Annotated in this window: 11 protein-coding genes; 4 read left to right on the forward strand and 7 right to left on the reverse strand. The window is 70.4% G+C overall.

What is annotated here, in order from left to right; all coding sequences use genetic code 11:
- Nucleotides 1-621 carry an aa3-type cytochrome oxidase subunit III gene (gene ctaE / locus ACJ9NR_RS11345; RefSeq protein WP_412487402.1) on the reverse strand — a complete coding sequence of 207 codons (621 nt, stop codon included), beginning with the start codon at nucleotides 619-621 and terminating at the stop codon, nucleotides 1-3.
- Between the two features lie 154 nt (nucleotides 622-775).
- On the opposite strand from ctaE, the gene ACJ9NR_RS11350 reads away from it, so the two are divergent.
- A complete protein-coding gene (locus ACJ9NR_RS11350) occupies nucleotides 776-1,180 on the forward strand; it encodes a response regulator (RefSeq protein WP_412487403.1) in 405 nt (134 codons plus the stop codon).
- Nucleotides 1,181-1,223: 43 nt separating this feature from the next.
- Here the strand turns inward: ACJ9NR_RS11350 and ACJ9NR_RS11355 are convergent, their stop codons facing one another.
- From ACJ9NR_RS11355 to ctaC, 4 genes are all read right to left on the reverse strand, one after another.
- A complete protein-coding gene (locus ACJ9NR_RS11355) occupies nucleotides 1,224-2,486 on the reverse strand; it encodes a L,D-transpeptidase (protein ID WP_412487404.1) in 1,263 nt (420 codons plus the stop codon).
- A 131-nt stretch (nucleotides 2,487-2,617) separates the two neighbouring features.
- A complete protein-coding gene (locus ACJ9NR_RS11360; RefSeq protein WP_412487405.1) occupies nucleotides 2,618-3,016 on the reverse strand; it encodes a cytochrome c oxidase subunit 4 in 399 nt (132 codons plus the stop codon).
- The gene (ctaD, locus tag ACJ9NR_RS11365) at nucleotides 3,013-4,749 is read right to left on the reverse strand and encodes an aa3-type cytochrome oxidase subunit I (protein WP_412487406.1); all 1,737 of its coding nucleotides are present in this window, start codon (nucleotides 4,747-4,749) and stop codon (nucleotides 3,013-3,015) included. Before ctaD ends, ACJ9NR_RS11360 begins: the two co-directional genes overlap by 4 nt.
- Nucleotides 4,746-5,708 (reverse strand): aa3-type cytochrome oxidase subunit II, encoded by a 963-nt coding sequence (gene ctaC / locus ACJ9NR_RS11370; RefSeq protein WP_412487407.1) that lies wholly within the window; start codon nucleotides 5,706-5,708, stop codon nucleotides 4,746-4,748. The genes ctaD and ctaC overlap by 4 nt, the downstream gene beginning before the upstream one ends.
- A 273-nt stretch (nucleotides 5,709-5,981) precedes the next feature.
- Here ctaC and ACJ9NR_RS11375 point away from each other — a divergent pair, with 273 nt between their 5' ends.
- Nucleotides 5,982-7,358 (forward strand): cysteine desulfurase/sulfurtransferase TusA family protein, encoded by a 1,377-nt coding sequence (locus tag ACJ9NR_RS11375; protein ID WP_412487408.1) that lies wholly within the window; start codon nucleotides 5,982-5,984, stop codon nucleotides 7,356-7,358.
- Nucleotides 7,359-7,408: 50 nt separating this feature from the next.
- Here ACJ9NR_RS11375 and ACJ9NR_RS11380 read toward each other — a convergent pair whose 3' ends face one another.
- Nucleotides 7,409-8,383: a carbohydrate kinase family protein gene (locus ACJ9NR_RS11380; protein ID WP_412487409.1), complete on the reverse strand. Its 975-nt coding sequence runs from the start codon at nucleotides 8,381-8,383 to the stop codon at nucleotides 7,409-7,411.
- 128 nt (nucleotides 8,384-8,511) lie between these two features.
- Here ACJ9NR_RS11380 and ACJ9NR_RS11385 point away from each other — a divergent pair, with 128 nt between their 5' ends.
- Nucleotides 8,512-8,721, forward strand: a complete 210-nt coding sequence (locus ACJ9NR_RS11385) for a hypothetical protein (protein WP_412487410.1) — start codon at nucleotides 8,512-8,514, stop codon at nucleotides 8,719-8,721.
- Nucleotides 8,722-8,890: 169 nt separating this feature from the next.
- Nucleotides 8,891-11,023: a hypothetical protein gene (locus ACJ9NR_RS11390; protein ID WP_412487411.1), complete on the forward strand. Its 2,133-nt coding sequence runs from the start codon at nucleotides 8,891-8,893 to the stop codon at nucleotides 11,021-11,023.
- Nucleotides 11,024-11,147: 124 nt separating this feature from the next.
- On the opposite strand, the gene ACJ9NR_RS11395 is transcribed toward ACJ9NR_RS11390, so the two are convergent.
- The gene (locus tag ACJ9NR_RS11395) at nucleotides 11,148-11,504 is read right to left on the reverse strand and encodes a HesB/IscA family protein (RefSeq protein WP_111002424.1); all 357 of its coding nucleotides are present in this window, start codon (nucleotides 11,502-11,504) and stop codon (nucleotides 11,148-11,150) included.
- Between the last annotated feature and the right edge of the window lie 133 nt (nucleotides 11,505-11,637).

The raw sequence follows: 11,637 nt of genomic DNA on the forward strand, positions 1-11,637 counted from the left end.
CTACTTGATCAGGTAGATCGTGGCGAAGAGGCCGATCCACACGACATCGACGAAGTGCCAGTAGTAGGACACGACGATGGCTGCGGTCGCCTGCTCGTGGGTGAACCTCTTGGCCGCATAGGTACGGCCGAGGACGAACAGGAAGGCGATGAGGCCGCCCGTCACGTGCAGACCGTGGAAGCCAGTGGTCAGGTAGAACACCGAGCCGTACGGGTCGGAGGAGAGCGAGATGCCGTCCTCCTTCACCAGGTTCGTGTACTCGAAGATCTGACCGCCGATGAAGATCGCACCCATGACGAAGGTGACGATGAACCAGCCCCGGAGCTTCTTCACGTCCCCGCGCTCGGCGGCGAAGACGCCGAGCTGGCAGGTGAGGGAGGAGAGCACCAGGATCGTGGTGTTGGTCGCGGAGAACGGAATGTTGAGATGACTCGCCATCTCCTTCCAGTGATCCGGACCGGTCACCGATCGCAGGGTGAAGTACATCGCGAAGAGGGCCGCGAAGAACATCAGCTCGGAACTCAGCCAGATGATGGTTCCGACGCTGGTGAGGTTCGGCCGGTTGACCGACGGGTGCGCGTGCCCGGTATCTACTGTCGTTGCTGTCGCCACGTCCGACATTATGTCGGTCGCTTATCCCGCCCTCACCCCGGGGGGTGCCGTTCGGAGTGTTGCTCCGGTCCGTACCGGTGTTGACGTGGTGTTGAACGGAGTAACATCCGCCGCGACGGGCCTTTCCGTACGACGTCAGACATCACTGCGTACCGGAGGAACAATGCAGCCGACCGCCACGGTGCTGGTCTACAGCGACGACTCCAACACCCGGGAACAGGTCCGGTTGGCCACCGGGCGCAGGCCCGCGCCCGACGTCCCCGTCGTCGAGTTCGTGGAGTGCGCGACGCCCGCGGCCGTCCTGAAGGAACTGGACCGGGGCGGCATCGACGTCTGCGTCCTGGACGGTGAGTCCGTGCCCATGGGCGGCATGGGTGTGTGCCGGCAGATCAAGGACGAGGTGTTCGGCTGCCCGCCGGTGCTGCTGCTGATCGGGCGGCCGCAGGACGCGTGGCTCGCGACCTGGAGCCGGGCGGACGCGGCCGTGACGCTGCCGGTGGAGCCGGTGGAGTTCGCCTCCGCGCTGGCCTCGCTGCTGCGGCGCAGGAACCTCCAGCGCAGCGCCTAGCGGCCGGGGGGCGGCTCCCGCGGGGCTGCCCCCGGGGGTCGCCTCACACGCTCTCCGGCCGGAGCCGCGCCCTCTGTGCGGCGGTCGGGGCATCGGGGGTGCCGGCCACCAGGGCGCTGCCCGTGCGCCAGTTCTTCCAGGAGAGGTTCCAGTCCCCGAAGCCGTTGCCGAAGGGCTCCATGGTGTCGCCGTCGGAGTTGACGACCTTCACCACGTCGCCCTCGTGCACGGCGTCGAAGAACCACTCGGCGTTGCCGGTGCTCATCCCGATGCAGCCGTGGCTGACATTGGCGTAGCCCTGTGAGCCGACGGACCAGGGGGCGGCGTGGACGTACTCGCCGCTCCAGGTCACCCGGGTCGCGTAGTAGACGGGCAGGTCGTAGGAGTCGGAGCTGCCCGCGGCGATGCCCACCGTGGCACTGCGCATACGTACGTAGTACTCCTTGCTCAGCACCACCTTGACACCGTTGCGGGTCTCGAAGCCGGGCTTGCCGGTGGTGATGGGGAGTTCCTTGACGGCCTCCCCGTTCCTGTAGACCGTCATGGAGTGCGCTGCCGCGTCGGCGACGGCGATCATGCTGTCGCCGATGGTGAGCTTCAGCGGCTTGCTCTTCGCGCCCCACAGCCGGTCCCCGACCTTGATGCCGTCGAGGTTGCTGTGCACCCGGATCGTCGCGTGGGCGGGCCAGTACTCCCTGGGCCGGTAGTGCAGTTCCTTGTCGTCGACCCAGTGCCAGGCGCCCTGCACGGCGGGCACGGAGTCCACCCGCAGCGCCCGCTCGACGACGGCCCGCTGCGCCTTGCCCTTGACCGGCTTGTCCAGTTTGGCGGTGATCGGCTGACCGACGCCGTAGGTGCCCGACCCGGGCCCGAACGTCACGCCCAGGCGCTTCTTGGTGGTGGGCCTGGTGGTGTCGAAGGTCAGGACCTTGCGGCCGGGTGCCCCGTCCTCGTCCTCCGTGCTCACCCGGACCGTGTAGTGGGCGTTCGCGGCCAGCGGGGAGGTGCTGTGCCACCGGGTGCCGTCGGCGGAGAGTTCGCCCGTCACGGAGCGGCCTGTGGCGTCCGTGGCCGTGACGTCCGTGATCCGGCCGTCGTCGTCGACGGTGACCTCGAGGGGCTTGTCCGGGTCGGCCTTCTTGTCCTCGGAGAGGCCGTTGAAGGAGATCTGGTCCGTCGCGTCGTACGGCTTGTCGGTCAGCGGGTCGCCGCCGCTGCTGCTGCAGGCGGTGCCGCCCGCGCCGAGGGCGATCGCCAGCAGCGTGCAGCTGACGCCGGCGCCGCGAAAGGACACTGTGTGGTTCATGTCCTCGACGCTAGGGACGTCCGTCAAGTACGGCGCGCCGGGTAACTCGTACGAGGGATGGTTGTTGCGGCAGAAGCAGGAGCCCGGACGCTCCTGGCGGAGTGTCCGGGCTCTGATGCGCTCGGCGTGTGCTACTGGGTGCGGTTCTCGCCGCGGTAGTACTCGAAGACCCAGCCGTAGAGGCCGATCAGGATCAGCGGTGCCGAGAAGTACAGCAGCCACCAGCCGATCGCGATCGCCAGGAAGGCGAGCGCGCCGCCGACCGCGAGCGCGAGCGGCTGCCAGCTGTGCGGGCTGAAGAACCCGACCTCGCCGGCGTCGTCCGCGACGTCCGCCTCCTTGTTGTCCTGCGCACCCGCGTCGACCCGCCGGGCGGTGAAGCCCAGGTAGAAGCCGACCATGATGCTCAGACCGAAGGCCAGGAAGAGGGCCGTGGTGCCGGCCGGCTCCTTCGACCACACGCCATAGACGGTCGCCATGACGAGCAGGAAGGCGCTCAGCCACATGAACATCTTGCCCTGGATCTTCACTTGCCGGCCTCCTTGCCGCCAGCCAGCGCCGCCGCACCGTGCGGTGCGTTCTCGAGCTGGTCGAGAGCGGCGATCTCCGGGTGGTGCAGGTCGAACGCCGGGGATTCGCTGCGGATCCGCGGCAGGGTGAGGAAGTTGTGCCGCGGCGGCGGGCAGGACGTCGCCCACTCCAGCGAACGGCCGTAGCCCCACGGGTCGTCGACCTCGACCCGCTTGCCGTACTTGGCCGTCTTCCACACGTTGTAGAGGAACGGCAGGATCGACAGGCCGAGCAGGAACGCACCGATCGTGGAGACCGTGTTGAGGGCGGTGAAGCCGTCGGCGGCCAGGTAGTCGGCGTACCGGCGCGGCATGCCCTCGGCGCCCAGCCAGTGCTGCACCAGGAACGTGGTGTGGAAGCCGATGAACAGCGTCCAGAAGGTGATCTTGCCCAGGCGCTCGTCGAGCATCTTGCCGGTCATCTTCGGCCACCAGAAGTGGAAGCCGGAGAACATCGCGAAGACGACCGTGCCGAAGACGACGTAGTGGAAGTGCGCCACCACGAAGTACGAGTCCGAGACGTGGAAGTCCATCGGCGGCGAGGCCAGGATGACACCGGTCAGACCACCGAAGGTGAAGGTGATCAGGAAGCCGGTCGCCCAGAGCATCGGGGTCTCGAAGCTCAGCGACCCCTTCCACATCGTCCCGATCCAGTTGAAGAACTTCACGCCGGTGGGTACGGCGATGAGGAACGTCATGAAGGAGAAGAACGGCAGCAGCACGCCGCCGGTGACATACATGTGGTGGGCCCACACGGTCACGGACAGGCCGGCGATGGCGATGGTCGCGCCGATCAGGCCCATGTAGCCGAACATCGGCTTGCGGGAGAAGACCGGGATGACCTCGCTGATGATGCCGAAGAACGGCAGGGCGATGATGTACACCTCTGGATGGCCGAAGAACCAGAAGAGGTGTTGCCACAGCAGGGCGCCGCCGTTGGAGGCGTCGAAGACGTGTGCCCCGAATTTTCGGTCCGCCTCCAGGGCGAACAGGGCGGCGGCCAGGACCGGGAAGGCCAGCAGGACCAGCACGGCGGTCAGCAGCACGTTCCACACGAAGATCGGCATGCGGAACATGGTCATGCCCGGGGCGCGCATGCAGATGATGGTGGTGATGAAGTTGACCGCGCCGAGGATGGTGCCGAAGCCGGAGAAGGCCAGACCCATGATCCACATGTCGGCGCCGACGCTGGGCGAGCGGACCGCGTCCGACAGCGGGGAGTAGGCGAACCAGCCGAAGTCGGCCGCGCCCTGCGGGGTGAGGAAGCCGCCGACGGCGATGGTGGAGCCGAACAGGTACAGCCAGTAGGCGAACATGTTCAGCCGCGGGAATGCGACGTCAGGGGCGCCGATCTGCAGCGGCATGATCCAGTTGGTGAAGCCGGCGAACAGCGGCGTGGCGAACATCAGCAGCATGATCGTGCCGTGCATCGTGAACGCCTGGTTGAACTGCTCGTTCGACATGATCTGCAGACCGGGCCGGGCGAGCTCGGCGCGCATCAGCAGCGCCATCACGCCGCCGATCAGGAAGAACGCGAACGACGTGACGAGGTACAGCGTCCCGATCGTCTTGTGGTCGGTGGTCGTGAGCCACTTGATCACGACGTTGCCGGGCTGCTTGCGCCGGACCGGCAGCTCGTCCGCGTAGTGGGACCCTGCTGCCGCGGCACCCTGGGGTTCGTTGAGGATGCTCACAGGTTGTTCGTCTCCCGGTTCTTCTCGTGGCTCGTCTGCGCGATGCCGGCGGGAATGTAACCGGTCTGCCCCTTCTTCGCGAGGTCCTTGAGATGCTGCTGGTAGCGCTCGGGGGAGACGACCTTCACGTTGAACAGCATCCGGGAGTGGTCGACACCGCACAGCTCGGCGCACTTGCCCCGGAAGGTGCCCTCCCTGTTGGGCGTCACCTGGAAGGCGTTGGTGTGACCCGGGATGACGTCCTGCTTCATCAGGAACGGCAGCACCCAGAAGGAGTGGATGACGTCCCGCGAGGTGAGGACGAAGCGGACCGTCTCGCCCTTCGGCAGCCACAGGGTCGGACCCGGGTTGTGCGTCTGGGGGTTGCGCGTGGCGGGGGTGCCGACGTCGTAGACGCCGCCGGCGTTCGCCGGGAATTCCTTCTTGAACCGGTCCGGAATGGCCGCCAGGTTCTTGTCGGTCTTCGCGTCACCGGTGGAACCGTCGACGTTCTCGACGTAGTTGAAACCCCAGCTCCACTGGAACGCCACGACGTTCACCGTGACGTCCGGCTTCTTGTCCGTGAGGCTGAGGAGCTTCGACTCGTCACGGGCCGTGAAGTAGAAGAGCACCGAGACGATGATGAGCGGGACGACCGTGTACAGCGCCTCGATGGGCATGTTGTACCGGGTCTGCTGGGGAACCTCGATCTTGGTGCGGCTGCGCCGGTGGAAGATCGCGCTCCAGATGATCAGACCCCACACCAGCACGCCGACGGCGAGCGCGGCAGCCCAGGAACCCTGCCACAGGGAGAGGATCCGCGGAGCCTCTTCCGTGGTCGGGGTGGGCATACCAAGGCGGGGGAAGTCCTTGTATGTGCAACCGGTGGCGGTCGCCAGGACCAGGCCCGCGGTCATTGCCTGCAGCAGCTTCCGCCGCATCGGGCGCCGCGGCGAGCGGTCGGAGCCGTTGGGACTCACGTAGCGCCTTCCCGAGAGTCTCGCCCGCGCGGTTGGCTGCGGCCTGCCTTCTCGCTGGTCGGTCGCCGCCCTGCGTCGGGCAGGGGTTTGGATGTTTATGCGGACCAAACCCTAGCCGACGCCCTCCGGGGGTTTGCGGGGAGGGGTGCCATACGCGCCGCGGGTTACACCGGGCGCCTCATGACCCGGGTTGCGGGCCTGCCGCTCGGCCGCGGCGCCGTCGTGGTCGGGCACGCGGTTCCCCGCGCCTCCGGGGGCGTTTAGCGTTGCCGCGTGTCCTACTTCGATGCCGCTTCCGGTGCTCCTCTTCATCCCGTCGCCCGTCAGGCGCTGTTGGCCTCCCTGGATGAAGGATGGGCCGATCCCGCACGGCTGTACCGGGAGGGGCGGCGGGCCCGGATACTGCTCGACGCCGCCCGGGAGACGGCGGCCGAGGCCGTACGGTGCCGGCCGGACGAGCTGGTGTTCACCTCGTCCGGGACGCGGGCGGCGCACACGGCGGTCGCGGGGGCGCTGGCCGGGCGTCACCGGATCGGACGTCACCTGATCGTGTCGGCGGTCGAACACTCCTCGGTGCTCCACGCGGCCGACGCGCACGAGGCCGGCGGGGGGAGCGTCACCCGGGTCGCGGTGGACCGGCGGGGCAGGGTGGCTCCGGCGTCGTACGCGGCCGCCCTGCGCCCCGGCACCGCGCTGGCCTGCCTGCAGTCGGCCAACCACGAGGTGGGGACCGAGCAGCCGGTGGCGGACGTGGCCGCGGTGTGCCGGGAGTCCGGGGTGCCGCTGCTGGTGGACGCGGCGCAGTCGCTCGGGTGGGGGCCGGTGGAGGGCGACTGGTCGCTGCTGACGGCCAGTGCCCACAAGTGGGGCGGGCCCGCGGGGGTGGGGCTGCTCGCCGTACGCAAGGGCACGCGGTTCGCGCCGCAGGAACCCGCCGACGAGCGGGAGTCGGGGCGGGCCGCGGGGTTCGAGAACCTGCCGGCGATCGTCGCGGCGGCCGCCTCCCTGCGGGCCGTGCGCGCGGAGGCCGCGGCGGAGGCGGCACGGCTGCGGGAGCTGACGGAGCGGATCCGGGCGCGGGTGCCGCAGCTGGTGCCGGACGTGGAGGTGGTCGGGGACCCGCGGCGGCGGCTGCCGGGGGTCGTCACCTTCTCCTGTCTCTATGTCGACGGAGAGACATTGCTGCACGAGCTGGACCGGGAGGGTTTCTCCGTCTCGTCCGGATCGTCCTGTACGAGCAGCACGCTGACGCCCAGCCATGTGCTGAAGGCGATGGGGGTGCTGAGCGAGGGGAACGTGCGGGTCTCGCTGCCCATGGGGACGGACGCGGAGGATGTCGAGCGGTTCCTGCGGGTGCTGCCGGGCGCCGTGGCGGGAGTGCGGGAGAAGCTCGGGGCGCCCGCTCCGGCGGCGACGGTGCGGCAGGACGTCCTGGTCGTCGACGCCCTCGGCAAGCGCTGCCCGATCCCCGTCATCGAACTGGCCAGGGTCATCGGGGACGTGCCGGTCGGCGGGCTGGTGCGCGTCCTGTCCGACGACGAGGCGGCCCGGCTGGACATCCCGGCGTGGTGCGCCATGCGGGAACAGGAGTACGTGGGCGAGGAGCCGGCGGACGACGGCAGGGCGTACCTGGTCCGCCGAGTGCTCTGAGCGCCCGGCGGGGGTGCGGGGGCCGCGCCCCCGCACCCGGTGCGCCGGGCTCAGGCCAGGTGCTTGCGGACCTCCGCCGCGGGCTCGTCTCCGTACGCCTTCGCGAAGCGGTCCATGAAGTGGCCCCGCCGCAGCTGGTACTCCTGCGTGCCGACCGTCTCGATGACGAGGGTCGCCAGCATGCAGCCGACCTGCGCGGCGCGCTCCAGCGAGACGCCCCAGGCCAGCCCCGACAGGAAGCCCGCGCGGAAGGCGTCGCCGACGCCCGTGGGATCGGCCTTGCGCTCCTCCTCGGCGCAGCCGACCTCGATCGGGTCCTCGCCGGCCCGCTCGACGCGGACGCCGCGCGAGCCGAGCGTGGTGACGCGGTGGCCGACCCTGTCGAGGATCTCGGCCTCGCTCCAGCCGGTCTTGGACTCGATCAGGCCCTTCTCGTACTCGTTCGAGAAGAGGTACGTCGCGCCGTCCAGCAGTATCCGGATCTCGTCGCCGTTCATGCGGGCGATCTGCTGCGAGAAGTCGGCGGCGAAGGGGATGCCGCGCGAGCGGCACTCCTCGGTGTGCCGGAGCATGCCCTCCGGGTCGTCGGCGCCGATCAGGACCAGGTCGAGGCCGCCGACGCGGTCCGCGACCGTCTTCAGCTCGATCAGCCGGGCCTCGCTCATCGCACCCGTGTAGAACGAGCCGATCTGGTTGTGGTCGGCGTCGGTGGTGCAGACGAAGCGAGCGGTGTGCAGCGTCTCCGAGATGCGGACGGAGTCGGTGTCGACGCCGTGGCGCTCCAGCCAGGCGCGGTACTCGTCGAAGTCGAAGCCGGCGGCGCCGACCAGGATCGGCTCCGTGCCGAGCTGGCCCATGCCGAAGGCGATGTTCGCGCCGACGCCGCCCCGGCGGACGTCGAGGTTGTCGACCAGGAAGGAGAGCGAGACCGTGTGCAGCTGGTCCGCGACGAGCTGGTCGGCGAAGCGGCCGGGGAAGGTCATGAGGTGGTCGGTGGCGATGGAGCCTGTGACTGCGATGCGCACGGGGGTTTCTCCTGTGGGGAGACGACTAGACGGTTCACGCTATCGGGTCGCGGTGGACCTCTGAAGCGGCCGGAACTACCCGATAGTAGATCTTTCTTCGCGGGCGGGTGCGTGCATACGGTTCCGCTATGACGAACCTCAAGGTCCATACTCCGGCACCGGTCGACCCGGAAGGCGGCCTCGCGTCGCTGCGCGGCGACTGCGCCCGGATGGTTCCCCACTGGGCCGCTCCCGAACCGATCGCTCCTCTTCCGGTTCCGCTGTCGCTCATCCACGGCGTGACCGTGCCGCCGAAGTCGGCCCGGCTGCTGGAGGCGATGTCCGACTACGGCGACTGAGCGCGCCCCGGTAGTCCGGTTCGGCGCGTTCGAGGGAACCGCGCGCTCCCCCGCTGCGTCCCATCGCCGTCCCCCTTCGAGGGGATGCGCGATACGACCCTCAGGCCGTCCTTTTTGACAGGGTCCGGTCAGGGTCACAGGACAGCTGTGCAGCCGAAGGAGCGATGCGGTGAACACCGAGCGACCCGACAACGACGCCGCGGGCCCCGCCGACGAGCGGAGCGACGGTACGCGGCGGCGCGCCACCGGGGCCGGGGCCGGGGCCTCCGGCGGCGCCGCGGAGCCCGGGCCGGACGCTCCGGAACAGCCGCGGGAGGGCGCCGCCGGCTCCGGGACCGAGACGGCCCCGGCCGCCTCCGCCGGCACGGCCGGCACGTCCGGCACGACCGCCCCCGACGACGCGGAAGCCGACGCCGGCACGGGTACGGGCTCCGGGGCAGACACGGGTACGGGCTCCGTCGGCACGGGCGCCGACACTGAGCCCGGCGGGGACACGGGCATCCACTCCGGCACTGGGTCCGGCGGGGACACGGGCCCAGGCTCCGGCTTCCGCACGGGGACGGCGACGGGTATCGGCGCGAACTCCGGCTCCGGTACGGAGACAGACACCGACTCCAGCACCCGCACCGGCGATGGCTCCCGCCCCGACACGGACTCCGGCTCCTCCTCCGGCACAGAGAGGGGCACCGGCTCCGGCGCCGGCACCGGCACCGACAAGGGCACCGACAAGGGCACCCCCTCCGGCACTGGGTCCGGCGGGGACGCGGGTACGGGCGCCCGCTCCCCCGGGGACGGCGGCGCCGCGGTCGGCCACGCCGAGGTTCCCGGTCCCCATGAGCTGGCCCCCGTCCCGCCCATCCGGCGGCGCACCCCCGTGCTCGTCGCCTCGGTCGCCGCCGCCGTGCTGCTCGTCGGAGGCGGTGGCGCGTATCTGGCCATGGGGGCCGCGGGAGGCTCCGGCGCGGGGACGGACTCCGGGGCGCGCGGTGAGGGGGGCACGCCCCCGCCGCTGCGCCTCGACGGGTACTCCGGGGGCGGTACGAACGGGATCGCGCCAGGGGAGCCCAATCCGTACGGAGTGACGTACAAGGTGGAGGGCTCGCTTCCAGGCGGTCCCGGTTCCGCGCCCGTCTACCGGGCGAGCGGCGAGGTCGGCAAGGACGCCGTGGCCCGGCTGGCGAAGGCGCTCGGGCTGGACGGGACCCCGGTGGTACGGGGGCAGTCCTGGCAGGTCGGCCCCGCCAAGGACGGGTTCGGGCCGAGCCTGGTGGTCGACAGGCAGGCGCCGGGGACGTGGATGTTCCGCCGGTACGCGGCCGGCACCGACAACTGCAACGGCGTCGCCACCTGCACGAAGGACCCCGCGAACCCGGCCGGCCGCAGGGTGGGAGAGGCGGACGCCCTGCGGGCCGCGGCGCCGGTGCTGAAGGCGATCGGGCAGGACGACGCCAAGGTGGACGCGAGCCAGGTCATGGGCGCCCAGCGGGTGGTGAACGCCGATCCCCGGTTCGGCGGGCTGCCCACCTCCGGCTGGGCGACCGATCTGACGGTGAGCGCGCAGGGCGAGGTGGTCGGCGGCACCGGCCGGCTGGCGGCACCCGCGAAGAGCGACACCTACCCCGTGCTGAGCGCGCGCAGGACGGTGGAGCTGATGAACTCGGCGCCCACGACCGACCACCGCATGGGCATCGGCGGCTGTGTCAGCCCCCTGCCGATGAAGGACCGGCCGGAGGCGCCGTGCGGGCGGCCGACGACGGGGCCGGCGCCGCGGGAGACCGTCACGATCGAGAGCGCGGTGTTCGGACTGGCCACGCGGTCCGTGGACGGGCGGCCGGCGCTGGTGCCGTCCTGGCTGTTCCGGGTCAGGGGCGCGGACGCGCGAGGTGGCTTCACGGTGACGTATCCGGCCGTCGACCCGAGGTACCTGGCCTCGGACTCGCCCGCGTCCACACCGCCGGCGACGACCGCCCCGGGCGACGAGCCGACGTCGGCGCCGACCCCGCGGGACGTCAGGGTGAACGGCTACACCGCGGACGGCAGGGAGCTGACCGTGAGCTTCACCGGCGGGGTGTGCGCGGACTACGAGGCGACGGCCGACGAGAGCGCGGACCAGGTGAGGGTCGCGGTGACCGAGAAGCCCTGGAAGGGCAAGGTCTGCATCATGATCGCCAAGGAGTTCCACAAGACCGTGCGGCTGGAGCGGCCGCTCGGCGACCGCACGGTCGAGGGCTCGGACGGCAGTCCGGTTCCGCCGGCCGCCGGGCAGGGGGCGCGCCTGCCGGGGACGACTCCGGTGCGGTAGCCCGGCCGCGGCAGCCCTGCTGGAACGGCCCCGTGGAGACACGAAGGCGCCCGTGGAGACACGAAGGCGGCGGCCCCGTCGGAGGGGGCCGCCGCCTTCGGCCGGGTCCGGTGGGCCGGACGGCTCAGCTGAAGGAGTCGCCGCAGGCGCAGGAGCCCGTCGCGTTCGGGTTGTCGATCGTGAAGCCCTGCTTCTCGATCGTGTCCACGAAGTCGATCGTGGCGCCGCCCAGGTACGGGGCGCTCATGCGGTCGGTGACGACCTTCACGCCGCCGAAGTCCTTCTCCACGTCGCCGTCGAGGGAGCGCTCGTCGAAGAAGAGCTGGTAACGCAGGCCCGAGCAGCCACCGGGCTGGACGGCCACACGCAGGGCGAGGTCGTCACGGCCCTCCTGGTCGAGCAGGGCCTTGACCTTGGACGCGGCGGCGTCGGTCAGAACGATGCCGTCGGTGACGGTGGTGGTCTCGTCCGATACGGACATCTACATCTCTCCCGGGTTGTACGGAGACTGCTTGCCGACGAGTGCAACCGGCAAGGCCGCGGATTCATTCCGGGCCGATTTCTTCCGGCCGATTCATTCCGGCCGATTCGTTCCGGGCCGGCGTCCTGGTTTC

It is taken from the genome of Streptomyces sediminimaris (assembly GCF_047049295.1).
Taxonomy (GTDB): Bacteria; Actinomycetota; Actinomycetes; order Streptomycetales; family Streptomycetaceae; genus Streptomyces; species Streptomyces sediminimaris.